The organism is Citrobacter sp. Cu231 (assembly GCF_030332265.1).
Lineage (GTDB): Bacteria > Pseudomonadota > Gammaproteobacteria > Enterobacterales > Enterobacteriaceae > Citrobacter > Citrobacter meridianamericanus.
Genome location: NZ_JAOWIE010000032.1, coordinates 300,023 through 325,105, shown reverse-complemented (window position 1 = coordinate 325,105; position 25,083 = coordinate 300,023). Strand labels below are relative to the sequence as shown.

Below are 25,083 nucleotides of genomic sequence, written 5' to 3'. Positions count from 1 at the left end.
CCGTGTCCCGTATTATTATGCTGATCCCAACCGGAACCAGCGTCGGTCTGACCAGCGTCAGTCTTGGCGTGATCCGCGCAATGGAACGCAAAGGCGTTCGTCTGAGCGTCTTCAAGCCGATCGCTCAACCGCGTGCCGGTGGCGATGCGCCAGACCAGACTACCAGCATCGTCCGTGCTAATTCTTCTCTGCCAGCCGCTGAGCCGCTGAAGATGAGCCACGTTGAATCTCTGCTCTCCAGCAATCAGAAAGATGTGCTGATGGAAGAGATCATCGCGAACTACCACGCGAACACTAAAGACGCTGAAGTTGTCCTGGTTGAAGGCCTGGTCCCAACCCGTAAACATCAGTTCGCGCAGTCTCTGAACTACGAAATCGCGAAAACGCTGAATGCAGAAATCGTCTTCGTTATGTCTCAGGGTACCGATACTCCGGAACAGCTGAACGAGCGTATTGAACTGACTCGCAGCAGCTTCGGCGGCGCGAAAAACACCAACATCACCGGCGTAATCGTGAACAAACTGAACGCACCGGTTGATGAACAGGGCCGTACTCGCCCGGATCTGTCTGAGATTTTCGACGACTCTTCCAAAGCGAAAGTGATCAAAGTTGATCCGGCTAAACTGCAGGAATCCAGCCCGCTGCCAGTTCTGGGCGCGGTGCCATGGAGCTTTGATCTGATCGCCACTCGTGCAATCGATATGGCGCGTCACCTGAACGCCACCATTGTGAACGAAGGCGATATCAACACCCGTCGCGTGAAGTCTGTGACCTTCTGCGCACGCAGCATTCCGCACATGCTCGAGCACTTCCGCGCAGGTTCTCTGCTGGTGACTTCCGCTGACCGTCCGGACGTGCTGGTTGCTGCATGCCTGGCAGCGATGAACGGCGTAGAAATTGGTGCTCTGCTGCTGACCGGCGGCTACGAAATGGACGCGCGTATTACTAAACTGTGCGAACGTGCATTCGAAACCGGCCTGCCGGTATTCATGGTAAACACCAACACCTGGCAGACCTCTCTGAGCCTGCAGAGCTTCAACCTGGAAGTTCCGGTTGACGATCACGAGCGCATCGAAAAAGTTCAGGAATACGTTGCTAACTACATCAACGCTGACTGGATTGAATCTCTGACCGCAACGTCTGAGCGCAGCCGTCGTCTGTCACCACCAGCGTTCCGTTATCAGTTGACCGAGCTGGCGCGTAAAGCGGGCAAACGCGTCGTTCTGCCAGAAGGCGACGAACCGCGTACCGTTAAAGCGGCGGCTATCTGTGCTGAACGTGGTATCGCAACCTGCGTACTGTTGAGTAACCCCGATGAGATCACCCGCGTTGCGGCCTCTCAGGGCATTGAACTGGGCGCTGGCGTAGAAATCGTTGATCCGGATGTAGTTCGCGAAAGCTACGTTGCTCGCCTGGTCGAATTGCGTAAAAACAAAGGCATGACCGAAACCGTTGCCCGCGAACAGCTGGAAGACAACGTAGTTCTCGGTACCCTGATGCTGGAACAAGACGACGTTGACGGCCTGGTTTCTGGTGCCGTTCACACCACCGCGAATACCATTCGTCCGCCGCTGCAGCTGATCAAAACTGCACCGGGTAGCTCACTGGTATCTTCCGTATTCTTCATGTTGCTGCCGGATCAGGTTTACGTCTACGGCGACTGCGCGATCAACCCGGATCCAACCGCAGAACAGCTGGCAGAAATCGCTATTCAGTCCGCTGAATCCGCGATTGCCTTCGGTATCGAACCGCGCGTTGCGATGCTCTCCTACTCCACCGGTACCTCTGGTGCAGGTAGCGACGTAGAGAAAGTTCGTGAAGCGACTCGTCTGGCGCAGGAAAAACGTCCTGACCTGATGATCGACGGTCCGCTGCAGTACGATGCCGCAGTTATGGCTGACGTAGCAAAATCCAAAGCGCCGGACTCTCCGGTTGCTGGTCGCGCTACCGTGTTCATCTTCCCGGATCTGAACACCGGTAACACTACCTACAAAGCGGTACAGCGTTCTGCCGACCTGATCTCCATCGGGCCGATGCTGCAGGGTATGCGTAAACCGGTGAACGACCTGTCTCGTGGCGCGCTGGTAGACGATATCGTCTACACCATCGCTCTGACCGCGATCCAGTCTTCCCAGCAGCAGTAATCTGCCATGCGTGCCGGATGCCTTATCCGGTACACATCCTGCTTATCAAACCGGAAATAGCTGATATTTCCGGTTTTTTTATATCTGATTTCCCGTTGGCCTGGTCTGAATGATTTACCAGGATGCGCTGCATCAATGAATAACTATTCTTCTGTTTGCATACTTACCCTCTTTTGCATTGCAACAGGGATAGTCTTTCATGTCAGCAGTAACAGAAACACGGCCAGCTAAAAAGTGGGCGATGCCCGACACGCTGGTGATTATTTTTTTCGTCGCCATTTTGACCAGTCTGGCGACATGGGTAGTTCCCGTCGGGATGTTCGACAGCCAGGAAGTGCAGTATCAGGTTGATGGGCAAACCAAGACTCGCAAGGTCGTTGATCCCCATTCATTCCGCATTCTGACCAATGAAGCCGGTGAAGAGCAGTATCACCCGGTTAAATTCTTTACTACCGGTGATGAAAGTCCTGGCCTGATGAACTTCCCGTTTGAAGGGTTAACCTCCGGTTCTAAATTCGGCACCGCTGTTGGCATCATCATGTTTATGCTGGTTATCGGTGGCGCGTTTGGCATCGTGATGCGCACCGGAACTATCGATAACGGCATCCTGGCGCTCATCCGCCATACCCGAGGGAACGAGGTCTTGTTTATCCCGGTGCTGTTTATTCTCTTCTCTTTAGGTGGCGCAGTGTTTGGTATGGGAGAAGAGGCCGTCGCCTTTGCGATAATTATCGCGCCGCTGATGGTACGCTTGGGTTACGACAGTATCACCACCGTGCTGGTAACCTATATTGCCACCCAAATCGGTTTTGCCAGTTCCTGGATGAACCCGTTCTGCGTGGTGGTCGCGCAGGGCATTGCGGGCGTCCCGGTGCTTTCTGGCTCAGGTTTGCGTATCGTGGTATGGGTCATTGCCACGATGATTGGTCTGACCTTCACGCTGGCCTACGCGGCGCGCATCAAAAAGAATCCGCTGCTGTCGCGCGTTCATGAATCAGACCGTTTCTTCCGCGAACAGCAGGATGAGGTCATTGAGCGCCGCTTCACGCTCGGCGACTGGCTGGTGCTGATGGTGCTGACGGGCGTGATCGTGTGGGTCATTTGGGGTGTTATCGTCCACGCATGGTTTATTCCTGAGATTGCCAGCCAGTTCTTCACCATGGGTCTGGTGATTGGCATTATTGGCGTCGTCTTTCGGCTGAACGGCATGACGGTCAACATAATGGCATCCTCATTTACTGAGGGTGCGCGCATGATGATTGCTCCTGCCCTGCTGGTCGGTTTTGCCAAAGGGATATTACTGTTGGTAGGCAATGGTGAAGCGGGCGATGCCAGCGTGCTGAATACCCTGCTGCACAGCATCGCCAACGGTATTAGCGGTCTGGATAACGCCATTGCGGCGTGGTTTATGCTGCTGTTCCAGGCAGTGTTTAATTTCTTCGTCACTTCCGGCTCCGGGCAGGCTGCGTTGACCATGCCGCTGCTGGCACCATTGGGTGATCTGGTTGGCGTAAACCGTCAGGTCACCGTTCTGGCATTCCAGTTTGGTGACGGATTCAGTCATATTATCTATCCTACGTCGGCATCACTGATGGCAACGTTAGGCGTTTGTCGGGTGGATTTTCGTAACTGGCTGAAAGTAGGCGCCACGCTGTTAGGACTGCTGTTTATTATGTCCAGCGTGGTGGTGATAGGCGCGCAGATAATGGGTTACCATTAAAAAAGATTGCCCGGCCTACACGATTTCTAGACGCTGTAGGCCGGATGAGCCGATTCTATTCAGCTTCTTCCTGATTTTCGGCTTTCGCCCCTTCATTCTTGGCGTTGCGGGTCATCCACAGCGCCAAGGCTTTCAGTGAGTCCGGCGTAAATTCATCGCAGCGCGCGGTGATTTCTTCCGGCGTCAGCCAGCAAACTTCACTGACCTCTTCTTCCTGAAGCGCAAACGGTCCATGGGAAACACAGCTAAACAGCCCGCCCCATACGCGACAGTTCTGGTCTTCAAAATAAAACTGCCCATGCCCGGCAAACGGTACGCCCGCAATCCCCAGTTCCTCTTCCGCTTCACGGCGCGCTGAGTCCAGTAACTGTTCGTCAGCCTGCACAACGCCGCCAGCGGTAGCATCCAGCATACCGGGCAAAAAATCTTTTGTCTCAGTACGACGCTGAACCAGAATTTTGCCCATACCATCGTGCACGACGATATATGTCGCACGATGACGTAAGCGCTGCGCCCGCATTTGTTCCCGGCTGGATTGTGCGATGACTTCGTTGTCTTCATTCACAATATCCACCCATTCCGTACTTGCCAAACGACGCTGTTCCACCATCAGGAAACCTTCTTTTTTCTTGCGCTCTTACGGCGCGTTTATGTTTGTGGGGTAAATTACGGATTAATCTCGACCTGTGCAATAATACTTTGATCATTGAGTGCCATTACGCTGAGAACATTATCATCCAGAATCCCGTAACTTGCCGCAAAGTCCCCTTTCGGGATGCTTACCGAGCCAGGATTGAAGTGATAAATGTCTCCTTGTCGCTCAGCGACGGGCAGATGAGTATGTCCATAAACCAGCACATCTCCCACGTTTAGCGCAGGCATATTTTGCGGACCAAAAAGATGTCCGTGTGTCAAAAATAATCGCTGGTTTTCTGTCAGAATTTGCTGCCACGGCGCGGTCATCGGAAAATGCAGGAGCATCTGATCCACTTCGCTGTCGCAATTGCCACGTACCGCGATAATCTGCGCTGCCAGCTCGTTCAACCGCTCGGCAACCTGCGCGGGCGCATAGCCTTGCGGTAGTGCATTGCGCGGCCCGTGGTTTAAAACATCACCCAATATCACCAGCCATTGCGCACCGCTCGCGGCAAACCGTTCGAGTACGCGTTCCGTGGCTGGCAACGAACCATGAATGTCCGATGCGAACATCAGTTTCATCACTCACCCCTCGTTGAAAAGTACCTTGTAATGATACTGGATTACGACCCGTTTTTCAGCAGGAACGCTTCGCTGAAAGCGCGATAAAACGCTGGATTGAAGCGCGCTGCCACTGGAAGGCGGCGTATTCTGCAAGCGCTTCTGGAACCTCATCACCGTTAAGGACCAGACGATTAAGCATTAGCGCTAAATCGCAGTCGGCGATACACCATTCACCAAATAAATTCTGTTTGCCATGGCTTAGCAAACTGCTCGCCGTAGCGAACAATTTCTCCGCGCAGGCTTTTCCCGCGTCACTCAACGGCGCTTTCTTCACGCCAGCAAAAACCACATCCGTAGAGCGTTCTTCACGGATAGGCATCAGATCGCTGCGGATCCACGCCTGAACCTGGCGAGCCCGCGCGCGTTTTTGTACATCATGCGGGTAAATACGCTCCCACTGCGGCGGCGCAAAGCTATCTTCCAGAAATTCAGTAATCGCTGATGATTCACTCAGCTCGAAACCGTCGATTTCAAGAACCGGTACGCGGCGCGTCAACGCATACCCTTGCCATGAAGGTTGCAAGTGTTCGCCGTTGTTGAGATCAACCGTTTTCAGCGTAAAAGGCAGTCCTTTCTCTTGCAGAGCGACATAAACAGACAGCACGTAAGGGGAGAAAAAATTGGCATCTGACCACAGCGTAATTGCAGATTTGCTCATAATGTCCTCTGAAGTGTATTGGCTTGCTTTCAAAATATAGAGTCTTTCTCTCGCTGTCACTTGATGAAAACTCACGTACGCCAACAAGCTCTATACTTGTTATGACCCGGTTCATGACAAAACGGACGCTGAAAATGATCGATCTCTATTACACCCCATCGCCAAACGGTCACAAAATCACGCTGTTTCTTGAAGAGGCACAACTGCAATACCGTTTGATTCATGTCGATATCAGCAAAGGCAATCAGTTTCGCCCTGATTTCTTGCAGATCTCGCCGAACAATAAAATCCCGGCCATTATCGACAGTGCCCCGATGGACGGCGGAAAGCCCATCAGCTTGTTTGAGTCCGGAGAAATTTTACTCTATCTGGCGGAGAAGAGCGGTAAGCTGCTGAGTGGTGAATTACGTGAACGTCACACTACGCTGCAGTGGCTGTTCTGGCAGGTCAGCGGCCTGGGACCTATGTTGGGTCAAAATCATCATTTTAGCCATTACGCCCCACAAACCATTCCCTACGCCATTGAAAGATTTCAGATTGAAACTCAGCGCCTGTACAACGTGATGAATAAACGACTGGAAACGTCCCCCTGGCTAGGAGGCGATCACTACAGTATTGCCGACATTGCCTGCTGGCCGTGGATCCACGCCCATCAGCGTCAGCGCATCGACCTCGACAACTACCCGGCGGTCAATAACTGGCATGAACGCATTCGTACGCGTCCTGCGACTGAGCGCGCCATGCAGCACGCACAAATCGAGAAGCAATGACGCAATTCGGTTCTCGTGTATCATGCAAAGGTTCATACATGGAGGAAACCTGCAATGTCACAACCTGACGCTATTATTCGTATAAAAAACCTTCGTCTGCGCACCTTTATCGGCATCAAAGAAGAGGAGATCCTGAATCGCCAGGATATTGTCATCAACGTTGCCATTCACTATCCGGCAGACAACGCCCGTACCAGCGAAGATATCAACGACGCGCTGAATTATCGCACTATCACCAAGAGCATCATTGCCCACGTGGAGGGTAACCGCTTCTCATTGTTAGAAAAATTAACTCAAGATGTGCTCGATATCGCACGCGAACATCACTGGGTCACTTATGCTGAAGTGGAGATCGATAAACTTCATGCATTGCGTTACGCCGACTCAGTTTCCATGACGCTGAGCTGGCAGCGCTAAAACATAACCCGGGAGGCGACATGCAGATTCTGATTACCGGCGGTACTGGCCTGATTGGGCGTCATCTGATCCCCCGCCTGCTGGAGTTGGGGCATCAGATAACCGTAGTAACCCGTTCTCCTGATAAGGCGCGTCAGATTTTCGACTCCCGGGTTAGGCTGTCCAAAGGGTTAGAAGAGCGGCAAAATCTCAATGATATTGATGCCGTCATTAACCTTGCCGGAGAGCCGATTGCCGACAAGCGCTGGAGTGCGCAACAAAAGGAGCGTCTGTGCCAGAGTCGCTGGGGGATTACGCAGAAACTGGTCGATTTAATTAATGCCAGCGAGACGCCGCCCGAGGTGCTCATCTCCGGTTCCGCCACCGGTTACTACGGCGATTTGGGCGAGGTTGTGGTCACGGAAGAAGAGCCGCCGCACAACGAATTTACCCATAAGCTATGCGCCCGCTGGGAACAAATTGCCAGCACAGCACAAAGCGACAAAACCCGCGTGTGTATGCTGCGTACCGGCGTGGTGTTGGCCTCTGCTGGCGGCATTCTGGGGAAAATGGTCCCGCCATTTCGTCTTGGCTTAGGCGGCCCTATAGGTAACGGACGCCAGTATATGGCCTGGATCCATATTGATGATATGGTCAATGGCATTATCTGGCTGCTGGATAACGACCTGCGCGGCCCCTTCAATATGGTTTCACCCTACCCGGTCCACAATGAGCAGTTTGCCCACGCGCTGGGACATGCCCTGAATCGCCCTGCCATTCTACGCGTTCCCGCCAGCGTAATGCGGCTGCTGATGGGCGAGTCTTCAGTGCTGGTCCTCGGCGGGCAGCGAGCATTACCCAAACGCCTGGAAGCCTCCGGTTTTGCATTTCGCTGGTACGATTTAGAAGAAGCGCTGGCGGATGTGATCCGATAATCCCGAAGCCCTATTCATGGTCGCCGTTGTGGTGGTAAGGTTATAGACCAGAATTCCGCAATGGCGACGTTATGGCGATAATATCGACTCCCCGACTTACCCTCTCCTTATTTAAATTTTCTGACTGGTCATTTTTCCAGAGATTACGTGAATGCCCAGAAGTCATGCGTTATATGGGCGACATTGCCCCGGCGAAAGACACACGTCTGTTATTCGCCAGACGTCTGGCTGCACAGCATACTTTCGTCATCCGCGAACATAACAACTCAACGCCTCTTGGCGATATTGGCCTGCAGATCAGTCATTTATACCCACACGAGGCCGACCTCGGCTACGCCATCTTGCCCGAAGCTCAGGGAAAAGGGATTGCCAGCGAAGCCGTGACGGCGGTGTGCCAGTACGCTTTCGAGCACACGGCCGTCACGGCGATAAACGCTTACGCACTCGCGGAAAATAAGGGTTCTGTTCGTATACTGGAAAAAACGGGCTTTGTGCGTACGCAGGTACTGGAAAAGGCGTATGAGATTGATGGCATCGCCTACGACGACTGGGTTTATCGCCTGGAGCGCGATGCGTTTAAGCTGTAGTGCCCGGAAAGCGTAACGCCTCCGGGCAGCTCACTTATTTCAGCGAGCCCTTGAGAAACTGCTGCAAACGCGGGCTTTGCGGATTACCGAATACCTGCTCTGGGTCGCCCTCCTCCTCAATTTTCCCCTGATGCAGGAAAATCACGTGCGTGGAGACATGCCGAGCGAATCCCATTTCGTGGGTCACGACCACCATGGTTTTACCCTCTTCGGCCAGCTGTTGCATAATGCGCAGCACTTCACCTACAAGCTCTGGGTCAAGCGCCGACGTAGGTTCATCAAATAGCAACACTTCCGGTTCCATCGCCAACGCCCGTGCAATGGAGACGCGCTGCTGCTGTCCGCCAGACAGGTGCACCGGATATTTGCCCTGCGCGCGCTCATCAATGCCCACTTTAGCCAGATACTTCACTGCTCGTTCGCGGGCTTCTTGTTTGCTCAGCCCCAACACCTGGATCGGCGCTTCCATCACGTTTTCCAGCACCGTCATGTGGCTCCACAGATTGAAGTGCTGAAAAACCATCGTCAGTCGCGTACGCAGCAGGCGCAGCTGATTTTTGTCCGCAACCTTGAGCTGGCCATCTTTGTCACGCACCAACCCAATGTTCTGACCACTGACCACAATCGTCCCGGCACTTGGCTTCTCAAGAAAGTTAATGCAGCGCAGGAAGGTACTTTTACCGGAACCTGACGAACCAATAATACTGATAACATCACCCGCATTGGCCTGCAGCGATACCCCTTTCAGCACTTCATGTTCGCCGTAGTGCTTATGTAAATCGATAACGTTTAATTTATTTTCAGACATCGTGTTACTCGAATCATTTAGAGGATACATGCTGCAACCAGCGTTTTTCCGCTTTACGGAACAGACTGATCAGGACATACGAAATAATCAAATACAGTACAGCAGCAATACCGAAGGCGGTAAACGGCTGATACGTTGCCGAGTTGATATCACGGGCGATCTTCAACAAATCAGGCACCGTGGCGGTAAATGCCAGCGCCGTGGAGTGCAGCATTAGAATCACTTCATTGCTGTATGCCGGCAGCGCAATACGCAGTGCGGAAGGTAAAATAATGCAGCGATACAGTTTAAACGACGAGAAACCGTAAGCCCGCGCGGCTTCAATCTCACCATGGGGTACAGAACGAATAGCCCCGGCGAAAATCTCTGTGGTGTAGGCACAGGTATTCAGCGTCAATGCCAGCACGGTACAATTCAGCCCACTGCGGAAAAACGCGTTAAGGAAGTCCGTTCCTTTGACGATCTCCAGCGTATACATCCCGGAATAAAACACCAGCAGTTGAACGTACAGCGGCGTGCCACGAAAAATATAGGTGAACAGCCAGATGGGAAACTGGATAAATTTATTACTGGAAACGCGACCAATCGCCAAAAACAGCGCCAGAATCCCGCCCATCACCACCGACGAAATCAGAAGCCAGAGAGTGATAGCAACGCCAGTGTAACGATATCCATCAGTCCACAGCAGGGACTTCCAGTATTCCTGAATAATCTCAATCACAGGTCAGCCCTCTTCACACCCACGGAATAGCGGCGCTCAAGGTACAGCAGCACACCATTAGATACCGTGGTAAACACCAGATAGATGACCCCGCACACCACGGCAAAATAGAACGGCTCCCAGGTACTTTTCCCGGCAAGCTGAGTGGCTTTCACTACGTCCTCAAGTCCGAGCAACGACACCAGAGCCGTGGCCTTAAGAATGACCTGCCAGTTGTTGCCAATCCCCGGTAAGGCATAACGCATCATCGCCGGGAACATAATGCGGCGAAAGATTTGTGAGCTGGTAAAACCGAATGCCGTCGCGGCTTCGATATGGCCTTTTGGCACGGCCATAAATGCGCCACGAAATGTTTCGGTAAAATAGGCGCCGTAGATAAACCCGAGCGTAATAATACCCGCGACCATTGGATCGATATCAATCTGGCCGATACCGATTGCATCGGTTATGGTATTCAGCGCAATTTGTAACCCGTAGAAGATGAGCAGCATTAAGACAAGATCGGGCACTCCGCGGATAAGCGTTGTGTACCCTTCGAAAATAAGCCCCATTGCCCGGCTTTGCGACAGCTTAGCTCCCGCGCCGACAAGACCTATCAGAACCGCCAGTACCACCGAGCTGAGTGCCAGCTCAAGCGTAACAATTGCGCCCTGTAAAATAACACCTGAAAAGCCATACAACATGCTGCCTGTCCTGTCGTGTGTGGTGGAGTAATAAGCCTCTTTTGATTTCAGACTAACCGTTAAATGCCGGATGGCGGCTTTGCCTTATCCGGCCTACAAAATTACCGTAGGCCGGATAATCGCAGCGCCATCAGGCGTAAATTCAACGCGTCAAAAATCTACGGGCTTTATCAGCACCTGCGGTGATTAACCGCCGTAAACATCAAAATCGAAGTATTTTTTTGCCAGTTTCTCGTAAGTCCCGTCAGCGCGCATTTCAGCAAAGGCTTTGTTCAGTGCTTCGCGCAGCTCGTTATCGTCTTTGCGCAGCCCCATACCGGTACCCACGCCGAATAACTTCTCGTCTTTCACAGACGGGCCGCCGAATTTGTAATCTTTACCGACCGGCTGTTTCAGGAAGCCTTCGCTGGCCGCGACTTCATCCTGGAATGCGGCGTCAATACGCCCTGCTGTCAGGTCAGAATAGATATTGTCTTGTCCCTGATAGGAGACAATTTCAATGCCTTTTGGCGCCCAGTGTTCGTTGCCGAACGTTTCCTGAGTTGTGCCCTGCAGCACGCCAACACGTTTACCTTTCAACGATTCAATGGTCGGCTGAATAGCAGAATCTTTAGCGACAACCAGACGCGAGTCGGCTGCATAAAGCTTGTCGGTAAAGGCGATTTCCTGCTGACGTTTTTCAGTAATGGAAAGCGAGGACATGATCGCATCGATTTTCTTCGCTTTTAGCGAAGGGATCAGCGCGTCCAGCGGGTTTTCCACGAAGGTACATTGTGTATTGATACGTTTGCAAAGCTCTTTTGCCAGATCGATATCAAAACCGACTAATTCACCCTGCGCATTTTTCGATTCGAACGGCGCATAAGTCGGATCCGTACCGATACGAATTTTTTGCGGAATGGCGGCAAATGCTGCGGTAGCACTGGAGAAAGCCAGAACCAGAGAAAGAGACAACACCAGTTTTTTCATAACTATCCTCAACAGACTGTCTTTTATAGGGGATCTTTACAGGACCAGGTGCAGTTATCGTGCCATTAATCAGGCCGACAAGGCAAAGCATTCTGCCCTGTCGGCGGTATTTATTTGCATGAAAAGCGCTTAAGTATGCACTCATGCTTATTATGTCAGCGACAACAGCACCAAAACAGTGCACTGAATGTATTATGCACCGCAATAGTTACCCGCAATGGTGCAGTCAATTCCCCGCTGCGACGTATTAATCGCCGTAGACATTAAAGTTAAAATACTTACTCGCCATTTTGTCGTAAGTGCCGTCTTTGCGCAGTTCACCCAGCGCTTTATCAAAAGCAGCTTTCAGCTCGGTGTCATCTTTGCGCAAACCAATCCCGGTTCCGTCGCCAAAGTATTTTTTATCTTTCACCGAAGGACCTGCAAAGTCGTAGCCCTTACCGGCAGGCTGCTTCAGGAAGCCTTCGCTGGCCGCGACTTCATCCTGCAGCGCTGCGTCAAGACGCCCCGCCGTCAGGTCAGAATAGATGAGGTCCTGGTTCGCATAGGCCACCACATCCACGCCTTTGCTACGCCAGTTGTCATTGGCATAGGCTTCCTGAGTAGAGCCTTGTAGCACACCAACGTGTTTACCCTTAAGGGAATCCAGAGTCGGTTTAATCGGAGAACCTTTCGCGGCGATCAGACGTGAGTCTGCTGCGTAAAGCTTGTCGGAGAACGCAATCTCTTGCTGACGTTTCTCGGTGATAGAAAGCGAGGAGATAATGGCATCAATTTTTTTCGCTTTCAGCGACGGAATTAGCGCATCAAAGTCGCTGGCAACCCAGGTACATTTGATCTGCATGCGCTTACACATCTCATTTCCCAGATCGATATCAAAGCCGACAAAGTCGCCTTTAGCATCCTTAGAGGAAAAAGGTGCGTACGTCGTATCTGTACCAATACGAACCGTCTGCGGAAGTGCTGCGTGGCTGGCCGCGGTGGCACAGAGTCCCACCAGCAAAGACAAAGCAAGAACCGTCTTCTTCATACATAACCCTCAGGTGGCGTAATTTTATTATGTTTTACGTTGTGTTGTGTGTTTGCAGACTTTTTCATGCAGGTCTTATGCCATTTTGGCGTCGATGAGGATATTCGACGTTAAATATGTTAATAAAACGTTGCAATAATGTCCTGATTTTGAAGATAGCAGGTCTGACGGTTGAACCGCAGCGTTTCGTTGGGTTTTAGCGAATTAAATGTTGAGGATATGATCGCGGTTACAAAATTGCCCTGAAACAGGGCAATGGATGTTTCTTTGCACGCGAATAGAACGGATTACGCCCCTTGCCAGCGGGTGAACAGATCCTGCGCAAGGGAGATATCAAACTGGTCAAGTACGCGATTAACCGTTTGATTAATCACATCATCGAGCGTTTGCGGGCGATGATAGAATGCCGGGACAGGCGGCATAATCACCGCGCCAATTTCTGCCGCCTGGGTCATCAGCCGCAGATGCCCCAAATGTAGAGGCGTTTCACGCACGCACAGTACCAGCGGACGACGTTCTTTCAACACCACATCTGCCGCACGGGTAAGCAACCCATCGGTGTAGCTGTGGACGATGCCGGAAAGCGTTTTAATTGAACACGGCAGGATAACCATTCCAGCGGTCTGAAAAGAGCCGGAGGAGATGCTGGCGGCAATATCTCGCGAATCATGAGTCACATTCGCCAGCGCCTGCACGTCGCGCACGGAGAGGTCCGTTTCCAGCGCCAGCGTCTGCCGGGCAGCGGCGCTCATAACCAAATGGGTTTCCACATCGGTAACGTCACGCAAAACCTGCAGCAAGCGCACGCCGTAAATTGCCCCGCTTGCGCCACTAATCCCTACAATGAGTCGTTTCATTTTACTTTTCCATCACTTGATGGGCTAACTGTGCCGTATTTCTTTACCGCAGACAACCTGGAATCACTCTCCTCTTCAGTCCGCAAAGCAGGTTTTAGCGCATACCATGAAACCAGAATACAAACCATAAAAGCCAGTTCTACCAGCATGATCACGCCCCCTTTTTCACTGAACCAGGTTCCCACCATAATGGCAACATTTGTAACAATAACAAACCTGGCCATCCAGGGAAAAAACGGTGAACGATAGCGCAGTAAATCAGGGGAATACTTCCCGTCATTCACAGCCTTGCGAAACTGATACTGACACCAGCCAATAGTAATCCACGCCAGACAACCCACCTGCCCGGTACTGGCAATCAACAAAATATAGAATTTCTGTGCAGGAATATAGCGAGTCAGCATCGATACCAGAGCCAGCATTACTGTTATCAGAATAGCGTAAACAGGCACACCGCTGGCGTTAGTCCTGGCGAAAAAACGGGGGGCGAAACGGTCGCCCGACATTGACCATAACATGCGTGAACTGGCATAGATTGCGGAATTCGCCGCTGACACAGCAGCAGAGAATATGACTAGCGTCATCAGGACATCTGCGCCAGGCATACCGACATGTGAGAATACCCACACGAAGGGGCTGGTTCCATCGGGTATCTTTCCCTGCGGATAAACCAACGCCAGAACAGCAATCGCCAGACCGTAAAACAGAATAATACGCAGACCGATTCCAAGAATCACCTTGGGTAAGACACTATGCGGCGACTCCGTTTCGCCTGCCGCGTTTCCAACCAGCTCAACGCCCTGGAACGAATAGATGACGATTGTCATGCAGACCAGAATTTGCTCCCATCCGTGGGGAAACCACAATCCTCCACTTTTTAACGTTGGATGCCAGTTCGTGTCTCCTGACAGCGAGAAGATCATTACCCCACCCGCCGCGATAAAAAGCACTATCGCGAAAACTTTAATCGCAGATAACCAGTATTCACATTCGCCGAAACTTTTCGCCGAACAGAGATTGATCAGCGTTAACACGACAAGAATGATAAGACAGAAGAAGTGGATAGGGATAACGGGGAAAAATTGATGGGCAATGAAGCCCGCAGCAGTCAGATCCGCCGCCAGGGAAAACACCCAACTCAGCCAATATAACCAGCCAATGGTATAGCTCCAGATAGGATTGGGCATGAACATCAACGCATAATGCTGAAATGAGCCTGAGTGGGGAAATGCGCAGGACAGTTCGCCAAGGCACATCATAGTTGCCAGCATAATCGCACCAGCGAACAGATAAGCCAACAATGTTCCAGCTGGTCCAACGCTATTCAGCGGTTCGGCTATGCCGATAAACAAACCTGTACCGATTGTCCCGCCGAGCGACATCATCAGCAAATGACGCTTTTTGAGGTTTCGTCGTAATCCATTTTCAGGTTCGACGGGGGGTAGCGCTTGCAGGGTACTCATGGTCACTCCCTGTCTCAGAAAGGGTCAGAGACGCCGCCACATATGCACTACTGTGGCGGCAGTGGCTTAACGAATAAACCGCGTGGCAACGCCCTTCGTCTGACAGGCCATCAGAAGCCCTGTGTAGTCGAGTTCAAAGCGGATGATATCCCCGACTTTCAGCGGCTGCTCGCATGCTTCAATATCCACCAGCGTATGATCGCTGGTTTGTCCCAGAATGGTGATATTGTCATCGCAAGGCACACAGTTATCGGAAGGGACATCCTGTCGACCAAATGCCAACAACGCCCGCAAACGCGTGCCATGATCGACAAAGGTTTTTGTTTGCAGGAAGGCGTCTACGCCAAGTTCTCCAACGGGTATTGTTGGCTTGCTGTTCAGCTCAATAATCTCTGCCTCAAGGACATACATGTCGGAACAGGCTTTTTCCACCGGTTTTGTAGAGTGATGAAATTCATTCAGATACTTCATCTCGACATATTCAATGCCGAACTCATGTAGCCCCCCAATACGCAGGTGGTTTAACCCCTTAGGCCAAATACCTTTATCCAGTAAATGGTAGCTGGTGCAATTACCGGCAGAGAGTCGGCGAACTGCCACACCGCTGTCCTGCTCGACTCGTGCGGCCAGTGCCAGAAAATCTTCACCATTTTTCACTGTCGGCAAGACCGTGCCATAGCAGTTGAAGTTGGTTCCCAGGCCATACAGTTCCAGGCAAGGCAATTCCTGAATGAGCCGGATGGTGCTGAGAATGTGTGAATACTCGGTGAACCAGATACCTTCGCGTAAATCCCCCATATCCACCATCAGCAACACCTGATGCGTTTTCCCCTGGCGTTGGGCTTCCTGAGATAGCGCCCGCAGGATGATGGGTTCGCTGTTCAGACTGATATCGGCATAACGGATAACATCTTCAATCTCACTCAGGCAAGGACTGCGGAGCAGACAGGTTGTACAGCCGATTTCACGGATTTTTTTCAGGTTATAGGTCCGCGATTCTGCAATCACCTTAATGCCGCCATCAAATACCGCCTGTGCGGTTTCAATACAGCCATCAAAAACTTTATTGACGGCCATGACCTCAATCCCACTGCTGGCTAACAGCGCTTTTTCCGTTCGGGCATTTTCTTCCAGCTTGCGTAAATTGATTTCCAGGATTGGCATATACATTTTATTTTCCTCCTGCCACGCTCAGACGAGCGTTACGTTTCTGGGCCCGGTGATAGATACATTCAGCAACGATGACGGCCAGCAACGCGCCACCCACGATCTTGCCGGCGTACTGGAAATATCCTCCCATATCAATTTGTGAAGGCGGGATAAACAGTAATGCGACAGCAAAAGCAATAGAGATAAATCCAAGTGCAGGCAGGACGGCAGGTAAGACTTTTCCAGGGATTTTGAAGCTTCTGGGCGTATCCGGTTGCGTCTGACGCAAACGCCAGAATGCCGGGAACATCACCAGATAAGGAATGAAATAGGTGATGGTCGTCAATGCAGTCAGCATCCAGTATGCCGCGGCGACGCTCGGGGAGATAAAGGTTGAGAAACACAATACCGTAACGATTATTGCCTGAACAATCAGCGCAAAGGCTGGCGTTTTCCAGACTGGATGCAACCGGGCAATTTTATCCCCTAACAAATTATCCTCACGCGAGGCTTCCTGAAGCATGTAGATAGGACCTACCAGCCAGGAGTTGATCTGGCCTAATGCACCAAAGAACATGCAGATTGCCATTACCGGGATCAGCCAGGGCATATGTAACGTATCCGCCGCGGCATGCATTGCCTGCATCACACCCGCCACAATATCGGTTTTTCCCGCGGGTAACAGTGTGTTCAGCGCCCAGGTACCAACCATGTAAATCCCAACAATAACGGCTGCAGAAACCGCCATCGCGCGCGGGAAATCACGTTGCGGATTGCGCGTACGTCCGGCAATCATTGGCGCGACTTCCAGCCCGGCGAAAGCAAACATCATGCTCGACAGAAAGACGATAGTATCCCAATGGCTCAGATCAGGAACCCAGTTCGCCGCCGTCGCATAATCGGTTTGCATCTTATGCCCGGTCGCCAACCACACAATAGCCAGGATAATCAAAATGGCGGATGGGATGAACACGCCGCACCAGGCGCTGACGCTATTGATAATTTTGGTCCACTCCATGCCGCGAATATTCATTAACGTCAGCAACCAAAAAATCACCGCCGAACCAATACCAATAAAGGCCTTATTCTCCGCGAGGCCCCCGCCTATCATGTACCCCAACGCCGTAAAACCGAACTGAAGCATCAAGGGAAAAAACAACACGCAGGAAAAGAGGAAGCACACCACCACTATCCACGCGATACGTTTCCCAAACGCCTCTTTGATCCAGACGAATATCCCGCCATCTTTCGGCCATCCGGTCGACAGTTCACCGCACACCATCGCCAGAGGAAAGAACAGACAGAATGCGGCGATCACCCACAGCAACATTGCTGAAGCGCCGTAGGGCGCGACATTGGGTATTTGCCGCAAACTCAGAATGGCAATGACATTCATAAAGACAATATCTTTGATGCCAAGTAAGCCAGAACTATTGTTACTCATGGCCATCTCCTGTTATGCACTCAGGGGCATCACTGCCCTCTTCGAATCACCTGACTCACGGACTCCAGCCGCTGCCGGAGTCCCAAAATGAGATTTAATAAATGTCGTACTTGACCATATCTTCGTAACTGTCTTCCCGACGGATTAAGCGGTCTTTACCCTCTTTGTCTATCATCACAACAGCTGAGCGTGGGCGGTTGTTATACACGGTTTGGCTTTCGATGGTATAAGCGCCCGCATCCAGAAACGCGACGATATCGCCGATTTGCGTGTTCTGCGGCATCAGGAACTCTTCCCCCTTCACGCCCATATGGAAATAGTCACCGCCATCACACAGCGGTCCGGCGAGTTTGATCCACGCATCGTGAGCATCGGTCATTCTGGAGACGTTGTAGACGTAGAAGAACCAGTCAAAATGCTGGCTGTCTGACAGCACGCTGTATCCAGCATCAACAAATTTCCATTCAACATGACATTCCACATTGCCGTTCAGGTCGTAGTTCGTTTTACGTTTTTCACAGGCAACTTCGGTTAACAGGACCGCAGCCGAGCCGGTCACTTTACGCCCAGGCTCAATGCAGATCTCCACATCCGTACGCCATTTATGAACTTCACGAATAACCGCATCAGCAAAGTCCTGCGCCGTTATCCCGGCATACATGTTGTCTTTCAGCGGATCACCATTCTCTTCATCATATTTGTAGGGCACAGGGATACCGCCGCCTACGTTGATAAGATCAAATTTAATGCCCAGAACCTCTTCCAGGCGTCGGGATTCATCCACCAGCACTTTTGTCGCTTTGGCAAACGGTTCCGACTCCGGCACCTGGTCGCCCACATGCATGTGCAATCCGCGCAGATGGACATAAGGCATTTCCAAAATCCGCCGACAGGTTTCTTCCGCTTGCTCCAGATCCAGCCCCGATTTAGCGTGAAAAGCCGTCACCAGCTCTGCATGTGTCGCAGAAGGAACGTTGGGTTCCACGCGCACGCAGACATTGGCAACTTTCTTCAATTTACGGGAGATCGCGTCGATATGATCCAGTTCATATAGGCTGTCGACGTTGATCAGGTACAGATCGTTGGCAATGGCATATTCCAGATCTGCAGGTTTTTTCACTACGCCGTTAAAAACGATCTGATCGCCACGAAAGCCAATTTCCAGGCATTTACGCACTTCATACTGCGAATTTGCCTCTGCACAAATTCCTGCGTCACGAATGGCCTGAAGAACGCCCATTACTGAACAGGTTTTAGAAGCAAAAAAAGTTTTAGTGTTTTTGTGGGCAGCGAACGCCTGCTGAATTTCGTTGATATTACGAATGATCTCTGACTCAGAGAACACATAGAACGGGGTAGGATACTTGCGTGCTAACGCATCCAGATCCACGCCTTCAAAACACAAGTGCCCCTCTTTTTGCTGGAAACGGCGATCGTTCTTTATCAGCTGCTCACGTAACTGGTTGTAGTTTTGAATAATCGAATCAGTCATAACATCCTCTGCTTATTTTCATCACAAGAATCCACATTCATTTGATGGATATATAGCAACAGGCATGCCATGTTTTTATTTATTAAAAATCAATACGTTATAAATAATAGCGAATTATATTTTTTGTCACTTAGCATGTTATTCATCAAAACGACGAAAATTCGTCATCTCTATAATGATGCAGTGAAAAACAGGAAAAGAAGGAATCCGGCTATGGCTTCGACCAACAAAGAGCTGGCTGCAGCACTTAAAATATTCTCCCGCTTCTTCGACCTCATCCACCAACCCCTGGCGGTGATCAATGAACGTGGCGAGTATGTCTACTACAACCAGGAAAGCGCGGATCTGGATGGATATAGCATTGAGCAGGCATTAGGAAAACATATGCTGGACGTCTATCCGAGCATGAAAGAGACGCAAAGCACCATGCTTTCATCATTGAAGAAGGGCGTGGAATATATTGGACACTACCAGATTTACTATAACGCACGCGGCCAGGCGGTAGATTATCAACATACCACCGCCCCGCTCTGGTCAAGCGATGGCAGTATGATTGGCGTGATTGAAATTGGCAGGAATATGTCCGGCGTCAGGCGGCTGCAGGAGCAGGTTGTTGAACTAAACCATCTGCTCTATGCCGATCGCCATGAAAAACACCACGCAATCATTACTGAGAATGCGGAAATGCTGCACAACATTGCGAAGGCAAAACGTCTGGCAGCCAGCAATATTCCAGTGACTATCGTTGGCGAAACAGGAACCGGTAAAGAGCTTTTTTCTCGTCTCATCCATCAATGTAGTAAACGCGCTGACAAACCTTTTATTGCCCTGAACTGCGGCGCACTCCCGCCGACGCTCATCGAAAGTACACTTTTTGGTACTGTCCGCGGTGCGTACACCGGAGCAGAAAATAGTCAGGGGTATCTGGAACTGGCCAACGGAGGAACGCTCTTTCTGGATGAACTAAACGCGATGCCCATTGAGATGCAAAGTAAGCTCCTGCGTTTTCTCCAGGATAAAACGTTCTGGCGGCTGGGCGGTCAACAGCAGATCCATTCTGATGTACGTATCGTTGCGGCAATGAATGAAACGCCCGCACGGCTGATTCAAACAGGTAAGCTACGCGCAGATCTGTTTTATCGTCTGAATGTGGGTATGCTCACCCTTCCGCCTTTACGCAAACGTCCGGAAGATATTGCGCTACTGGCTAATTATTTCATCGATAAATACCGTAATGATGTGCCGCAAGATATACATGGTCTGAGCGAAGCCGCACGTATTGCCTTGTTACATCATACCTGGCCCGGCAATGTCAGGATGCTGGAAAATGCCATCGTGCGCAGCATGATTATGCAAGAAAACGACGGAATGCTAAAAAAAATTGTCTTTGAAGAGGAAGAATTAAGCTTAGGGGTTACGGATATCCCAACCGTTGTCAGCCGCCCAGTACGCGCGGAGTCTGAGGGAGATGGCTCCCTTGATGTACAGGTAGCCAGGTTCGAAAAAAGCCTGATTGAAACGGCACTAAATACCTGTCAGGGAAATATTGCCGCTGCGGCACGCAGTCTCAATATTTCTCGAACGACGCTGCAATACAAGGTACAGAAATACGCTATTCGCTTCGGCGTAGTTAGTGACTGATGAAAGCCAGCGACATTTTGCCGCTGGCGATATCATTAACCTTCGTTGTGCATCTCAAGGTTTTCCGCTTCGTTCTGACGCAAAATCGCTTTGGCGTCGTCGTTACGCAGGGAGTCGAGGAAATCGAGATATTGCTGGTCGACATCTTTGGTGACGTACACACCGTTAAACACTGAACATTCAAACTGCTGAATATCCGGGTTCTCAGCGCGAACGGCTTCAATCAGATCGTTCAGATCCTGGAAGATAAGACCATCTGCGCCAATTATTTGGCGAATCTCGTCCACTTCGCGACCATGTGCAATCAGCTCCGTCGCCGTAGGCATATCAATACCATAAACGTTCGGGAAGCGAATTTCCGGGGCAGCAGAGGCCAGATACACCTTCTTCGCTCCGGCTTCACGCGCCATCTCGATAATCTGTTCAGAGGTGGTACCGCGTACAATAGAGTCATCCACCAGCAGCACGTTTTTATCACGGAATTCCGCACGGTTGGCGTTCAGCTTACGGCGCACGGATTTACGGCGCAGCTGCTGGCCCGGCATGATAAAGGTACGGCCCACGTAGCGGTTTTTCACAAAACCCTGACGGTACGGCTTACCGAGAATGCGGGCAATTTCCAGCGCGATATCGCACGAGGTTTCCGGAATCGGGATCACTACGTCGATGTCCAGATCTTCCCACTCACGAGCAATTTTTTCGCCAAGCTTGGTACCCATGTTTACACGGGCGCTGTAGACGGAAATCTTGTCGATAAAAGAGTCAGGACGTGCAAAGTAAACATACTCGAACAGGCACGGATTGCTGACTGGGTTATCCGCACACTGCCGGGTAAACAGCTGACCTTTTTCGGTGATATAGACCGCTTCGCCAGGAGCTACGTCACGCAGGAATTCAAAGCCCAGCGTATCCAGTGCTACGCTCTCGGAGGCCACCATGTACTCGGTACGACCATCGCCAATATCACGTTTACCCAGCACCAGCGGACGGATGCCGTTCGGATCGCGGAAGGCAACCATACCGTGACCGATAATCATCGCCACGCAGGCATAGGCACCGCGGATCTGGCGGTTGGTTGCCGCAATAGCGGCAAAAATATTATCGGCTTCCAGCGGGTAGTGGCGGAAGTTATCCAGCTCACTGGCGAAAATATTCAGCAGAATTTCTGAATCTGAAGTGGTATTGATGTGGCGGCGCTTTTCTTCAAACAGCTTTTTACGCAGCTCATGCGCGTTGGTCAGGTTGCCATTGTGGGCAAGCGTGATGCCATACGGTGAGTTGACATAGAAAGGTTGAGCCTCGGAGGCGCTGGAGCTGCCAGCCGTTGGGTAACGCACATGACCGATGCCCATGTTGCCCTGCAAACGCTGCATGTGGCGCGCTTCAAAAATGTCGCTCACCATTCCGTTAGCTTTACGCAAGCGGAAGCAGTTGTTGGCATCAATGGTGATGATGCCAGCGGCATCCTGGCCACGATGCTGGAGCACCGTTAACGCGTCATAAATCGACTGGTTTACCGGCATAACACCGGCGATACCGACAATACCGCACATACGTCTTTTCCTCGTTCAGCAACAACCCAAAGTTTATACTTTGGGCAAGAAACTTGACGAGCTTTGCAGATAGTCAAAGAACCATCTGATGATGAAACTGAACTGCGGGATCAGCTGCGACTTACTCCAGTCTTCACTTTTCGACAGACCGGTAAACGTATCGAGAAAGAACAAGATGGCGGCGACAATCAGCGCTCCGCGCAGAGCACCGAAGCAGATCCCCAACACTCTGTCGGTTCCCGACAGACCTGTTTTCTCTACCAGTTGGCCTATCACAAAGTTAACGATAGCGCCGACGATAAGTGTCGCGATGAACAGTATCGCGATAGCAATCCCATTTCGAACCAGTTCGTCTTCAAAGCCCGTAAACCAGACAGACAGGTAAGTGTAGTAATGGCTGGCGACAAAGAAAGCACAACCCCAAGTCACCAACGATAATGCTTCACGAACAAAGCCACGGATCAGGCTAACCAGACAGGAAAAACCAATCACCGCGATAATGGCGTAATCAATCCAGACCATATGTGTCCCACGATTTTACGCCCTGTCGTCCTGTTCGGGGCGCATTCTAACAGAAAAAGAAAACGTTTGCGTAGGGATTTCCTTTCCACGCGTAAATAAAAATGGCGCTGAAAAAATCTTCAACGCCATACCGTTTTATGCCTCTTCGGGCACTGCCGGATAGCGGTGAAAACACCGTATCCGGCCAGAATAAGAGCTGCGCCGTAAATAGCGCAATCCCTTAATTAGGGGTGTACCCCATCACGACGCCACTCAGACCAGAGAGCTTCTGCAGCTCGCCCAGCGAGCTCTTCAGCTTATCTTTGGAGGCGTCCGGCCCGACGAGAATGCGGGTTATTTTACCCTGCACCGGCGTTGACGGGGAAGTATATACCCGGAAGCCCGCGCCACGAAGTTTACCCACGATCTCATTGACCTTATCCGCATTTTTCAGCGCCCCGAGCTGTACGACGTACGCCTTGCCGGTTGGCGCTGGCGGTTCTTCAGCGGCCGGTTTAGGTGCTGGGGCCGGTGCAGGCGTCGGAGCGACGGCAACAGGCTGCGGCTTCGGTTTAGGCTTCGGCTGCTCTACGGGCGCAGGGACAGGATCCAACTCTGCGCTGTTGGCCGTCGTCAAACGTGAAGGATCTAAGGATGGCGCGGCAGCATCACCCGCACGCACCTCTTCTGCCGCCCCTTCCGGCGGCTGGGTCGGCAGCGCCTGCGTTGCCGCAGGCATCATGTCTGGTTCATCGCGATCGCCGGGTTTCGGCACCAGAGGGATCGCCGCAAACTCATCCTGATAATGCTTTTTCTGCCCGTCAAGCAACCCGGGGAGCACAATCACTCCCAGCGCGACCAGCACAATTGTGCCGACTAATCGATTCTGAAACTTACTCGCCACCGCTTCTCCCCACGTCTATTACTTCCATGACATGTGCGACAGTGTGAAACGATCCACACACCAACACGGTATCTTCAGGCTTCGCCTCAGCCAGTGCCGCAGACCATGCCTGCGCCACGCTGTCATAGGCGTTGCCTTTGCCCAGATGCTCCAGCAATTGTTCTGCCGTTGCGCCACGCGGCCCTTCCAGGGGCGCACAGTACCAAACGTCAACCACGCTTTTTAACCAGGCTAACGTACCGGCAATGTCTTTATCATGTAGCATACCGATAACCGCAAGTACACGCCCGCTTTTCACTAACTTTTTCAGACGTCCGGTCAGATATTCCGCCGCATGCGGGTTATGGGCAACATCGAAAATCACTCGCGGCGACTCGCTCACAATCTGGAAGCGTCCGGGCAAAATCGCGTGTTTGATGCCGTCACGAATGGCCTGCTCGCTGACTTTTAGCCCGCTTGCGCGCAGCGCGGCCAGTGCGGTAGCAGCGTTAGGTTGGGGAACCTGTGGCAACGGCAGATGCGCCAACGTTCCGTGATTATCCGTAAACGACCAGTCGTTCTCAGTTACCGCATAGCGCCAGTCCACGCTGCAGCGTTGCAAAATTGCCCCGCACTCTTGCGCGACATCCGCGATGGTGTAAGGCATTTCCGGTTCGCCAACGATAGCCGGTTTCTCTGCGCGGAAAATTCCCGCTTTCTCACGACCAATGCTTTCACGATCCGGGCCCAGCCAGTCGGTATGATCAAGCGCAATACTAGTGATCACAGCCACATCAGCATCAACGATATTGGTGGCATCAAGACGCCCGCCCAGCCCCACTTCCAGAATAACGACATCCAATTGCGCCTGTTTAAACAACCAGAGCGCTGATAGCGTACCGTATTCAAAGTAGGTCAGAGAAATGTCGCCACGCGCGTCTTCGATCTCAGCAAACGATGCGGTATGCGCTGATTCCGACAGTTCACGCCCCTGCACGCGCACGCGTTCCGTGTAGCGCACCAGATGCGGCGAACTGTAGACCCCGACTTTATAGCCTGCTGCGGTCAGCACAGATTCCAGCGTACGACAGGTCGTGCCTTTTCCGTTGGTTCCTGCCACCGTAAACACAAATGGCGCGGGTTTCAACACACCCAGTTTGCGCGCCACCTGGCTTACACGCTCAAGGCCCAGATCGATGGTTTTACTGTGCAGGTTTTCCAGATAAGAAAGCCACGACGCCAGGGGCGACGCGGCTTGAGGAATACGTTTATTGTCCATGATGCCTGTAATTTTATTACGTAGAAAAAAGCAAAAGGCAGCGCCAGTTGGCCCTGCCCTTTTTTACTCGTCGTCCTTCAAGCTGCAGGTGTATTGGCTGCTCTCGCTCACCCGAATCACTTGCCAGCGCAAGCTCATCG

24 protein-coding genes are annotated in these 25,083 nt (G+C 51.7%); 7 read left to right on the top strand and 17 right to left on the bottom strand.

Going from position 1 to position 25,083, the window contains the following annotated elements:
* The first annotated feature begins 2 nt into the window (after positions 1-2).
* Both pta and yfcC read left to right on the top strand, forming a co-directional pair.
* Positions 3-2,144 (top strand): phosphate acetyltransferase, encoded by a 2,142-nt coding sequence (pta, locus tag OGY15_RS08080; protein WP_286538911.1) that lies wholly within the window; start codon positions 3-5, stop codon positions 2,142-2,144.
* Positions 2,145-2,343: 199 nt separating this feature from the next.
* Positions 2,344-3,864, top strand: coding sequence for a putative basic amino acid antiporter YfcC (gene yfcC / locus OGY15_RS08075; protein ID WP_286538910.1), 1,521 nt, complete (start codon positions 2,344-2,346; stop codon positions 3,862-3,864).
* Positions 3,865-3,919: 55 nt separating this feature from the next.
* Here the strand turns inward: yfcC and yfcD are convergent, their stop codons facing one another.
* The 3 genes from yfcD to yfcF are packed head-to-tail and all read right to left on the bottom strand — an operon-like array spanning position 3,920 to position 5,782.
* Positions 3,920-4,474, bottom strand: coding sequence for an NUDIX hydrolase YfcD (gene yfcD / locus OGY15_RS08070; protein WP_286538909.1), 555 nt, complete (start codon positions 4,472-4,474; stop codon positions 3,920-3,922).
* Positions 4,475-4,530: 56 nt separating this feature from the next.
* Positions 4,531-5,082 carry a phosphodiesterase gene (gene yfcE / locus OGY15_RS08065; RefSeq protein WP_151219931.1) on the bottom strand — a complete coding sequence of 184 codons (552 nt, stop codon included), beginning with the start codon at positions 5,080-5,082 and terminating at the stop codon, positions 4,531-4,533.
* A 55-nt stretch (positions 5,083-5,137) separates the two neighbouring features.
* Complete coding sequence (gene yfcF, locus OGY15_RS08060; protein ID WP_151224767.1) at positions 5,138-5,782, bottom strand: glutathione transferase; 645 nt, start codon at positions 5,780-5,782, stop codon at positions 5,138-5,140.
* Positions 5,783-5,916: 134 nt separating this feature from the next.
* Between yfcF and yfcG the strand changes: the two genes are divergently transcribed.
* The 4 genes from yfcG to OGY15_RS08040 all read left to right on the top strand — a co-directional run bounded on the left by yfcG (position 5,917) and on the right by OGY15_RS08040 (position 8,470).
* A complete protein-coding gene (yfcG, locus tag OGY15_RS08055) occupies positions 5,917-6,552 on the top strand; it encodes a GSH-dependent disulfide bond oxidoreductase (RefSeq protein ID WP_286538908.1) in 636 nt (211 codons plus the stop codon).
* A gap of 54 nt (positions 6,553-6,606) precedes the next feature.
* Positions 6,607-6,969, top strand: coding sequence for a dihydroneopterin triphosphate 2'-epimerase (folX, locus tag OGY15_RS08050; protein ID WP_151219933.1), 363 nt, complete (start codon positions 6,607-6,609; stop codon positions 6,967-6,969).
* A 20-nt stretch (positions 6,970-6,989) separates the two neighbouring features.
* Positions 6,990-7,883 (top strand): TIGR01777 family oxidoreductase, encoded by an 894-nt coding sequence (locus tag OGY15_RS08045; protein ID WP_151219934.1) that lies wholly within the window; start codon positions 6,990-6,992, stop codon positions 7,881-7,883.
* 71 nt (positions 7,884-7,954) lie between these two features.
* Positions 7,955-8,470, top strand: a complete 516-nt coding sequence (locus OGY15_RS08040; RefSeq protein ID WP_151219935.1) for a GNAT family N-acetyltransferase — start codon at positions 7,955-7,957, stop codon at positions 8,468-8,470.
* 34 nt (positions 8,471-8,504) lie between these two features.
* Here OGY15_RS08040 and hisP read toward each other — a convergent pair whose 3' ends face one another.
* The 10 genes from hisP to dokD all read right to left on the bottom strand — a co-directional run bounded on the left by hisP (position 8,505) and on the right by dokD (position 19,086).
* Complete coding sequence (gene hisP, locus OGY15_RS08035; RefSeq protein ID WP_061068225.1) at positions 8,505-9,278, bottom strand: histidine ABC transporter ATP-binding protein HisP; 774 nt, start codon at positions 9,276-9,278, stop codon at positions 8,505-8,507.
* A 13-nt stretch (positions 9,279-9,291) separates the two neighbouring features.
* On the bottom strand, positions 9,292-9,999 hold the full coding sequence (gene hisM, locus OGY15_RS08030) for a histidine ABC transporter permease HisM (protein WP_003028116.1): 708 nt from the start codon (positions 9,997-9,999) through the stop codon (positions 9,292-9,294).
* Positions 9,996-10,682, bottom strand: a complete 687-nt coding sequence (locus tag OGY15_RS08025; RefSeq protein WP_016150709.1) for a histidine ABC transporter permease HisQ — start codon at positions 10,680-10,682, stop codon at positions 9,996-9,998. Before OGY15_RS08025 ends, hisM begins: the two co-directional genes overlap by 4 nt.
* 186 nt (positions 10,683-10,868) lie before the next feature.
* Positions 10,869-11,651, bottom strand: a complete 783-nt coding sequence (gene hisJ, locus OGY15_RS08020; RefSeq protein WP_003028120.1) for a histidine ABC transporter substrate-binding protein HisJ — start codon at positions 11,649-11,651, stop codon at positions 10,869-10,871.
* Positions 11,652-11,898: 247 nt separating this feature from the next.
* Positions 11,899-12,681 (bottom strand): lysine/arginine/ornithine ABC transporter substrate-binding protein ArgT, encoded by a 783-nt coding sequence (gene argT, locus OGY15_RS08015; protein ID WP_187253466.1) that lies wholly within the window; start codon positions 12,679-12,681, stop codon positions 11,899-11,901.
* A gap of 287 nt (positions 12,682-12,968) precedes the next feature.
* Positions 12,969-13,538, bottom strand: coding sequence for a UbiX family flavin prenyltransferase (locus tag OGY15_RS08010; RefSeq protein ID WP_151219936.1), 570 nt, complete (start codon positions 13,536-13,538; stop codon positions 12,969-12,971).
* Positions 13,535-15,001, bottom strand: coding sequence for an amino acid permease (locus OGY15_RS08005; protein WP_210904528.1), 1,467 nt, complete (start codon positions 14,999-15,001; stop codon positions 13,535-13,537). Before OGY15_RS08005 ends, OGY15_RS08010 begins: the two co-directional genes overlap by 4 nt.
* Before the next feature lie 66 nt (positions 15,002-15,067).
* The gene (locus OGY15_RS08000) at positions 15,068-16,171 is read right to left on the bottom strand and encodes an alanine/ornithine racemase family PLP-dependent enzyme (protein WP_151224770.1); all 1,104 of its coding nucleotides are present in this window, start codon (positions 16,169-16,171) and stop codon (positions 15,068-15,070) included.
* A 1-nt stretch (position 16,172) separates the two neighbouring features.
* Complete coding sequence (locus OGY15_RS07995) at positions 16,173-17,594, bottom strand: APC family permease (protein ID WP_151219937.1); 1,422 nt, start codon at positions 17,592-17,594, stop codon at positions 16,173-16,175.
* 94 nt (positions 17,595-17,688) lie between these two features.
* Positions 17,689-19,086: an ornithine/lysine decarboxylase DokD gene (dokD, locus tag OGY15_RS07990; protein ID WP_187253468.1), complete on the bottom strand. Its 1,398-nt coding sequence runs from the start codon at positions 19,084-19,086 to the stop codon at positions 17,689-17,691.
* Positions 19,087-19,299: 213 nt separating this feature from the next.
* Here dokD and OGY15_RS07985 point away from each other — a divergent pair, with 213 nt between their 5' ends.
* The gene (locus OGY15_RS07985; RefSeq protein WP_187253469.1) at positions 19,300-20,727 is read left to right on the top strand and encodes a sigma-54 interaction domain-containing protein; all 1,428 of its coding nucleotides are present in this window, start codon (positions 19,300-19,302) and stop codon (positions 20,725-20,727) included.
* Between the two features lie 35 nt (positions 20,728-20,762).
* Here the strand turns inward: OGY15_RS07985 and purF are convergent, their stop codons facing one another.
* From purF to folC, 4 genes are all read right to left on the bottom strand, one after another.
* The gene (gene purF / locus OGY15_RS07980; protein ID WP_005129677.1) at positions 20,763-22,280 is read right to left on the bottom strand and encodes an amidophosphoribosyltransferase; all 1,518 of its coding nucleotides are present in this window, start codon (positions 22,278-22,280) and stop codon (positions 20,763-20,765) included.
* A gap of 33 nt (positions 22,281-22,313) precedes the next feature.
* Positions 22,314-22,802 carry a colicin V production protein gene (gene cvpA, locus OGY15_RS07975; RefSeq protein WP_005129678.1) on the bottom strand — a complete coding sequence of 163 codons (489 nt, stop codon included), beginning with the start codon at positions 22,800-22,802 and terminating at the stop codon, positions 22,314-22,316.
* Positions 22,803-23,022: 220 nt separating this feature from the next.
* Positions 23,023-23,685 (bottom strand): cell division protein DedD, encoded by a 663-nt coding sequence (gene dedD / locus OGY15_RS07970; protein WP_187253470.1) that lies wholly within the window; start codon positions 23,683-23,685, stop codon positions 23,023-23,025.
* The gene (gene folC / locus OGY15_RS07965; RefSeq protein ID WP_151219940.1) at positions 23,675-24,943 is read right to left on the bottom strand and encodes a bifunctional tetrahydrofolate synthase/dihydrofolate synthase; all 1,269 of its coding nucleotides are present in this window, start codon (positions 24,941-24,943) and stop codon (positions 23,675-23,677) included. The genes dedD and folC overlap by 11 nt, the downstream gene beginning before the upstream one ends.
* Positions 24,944-25,083 lie beyond the last annotated feature (140 nt).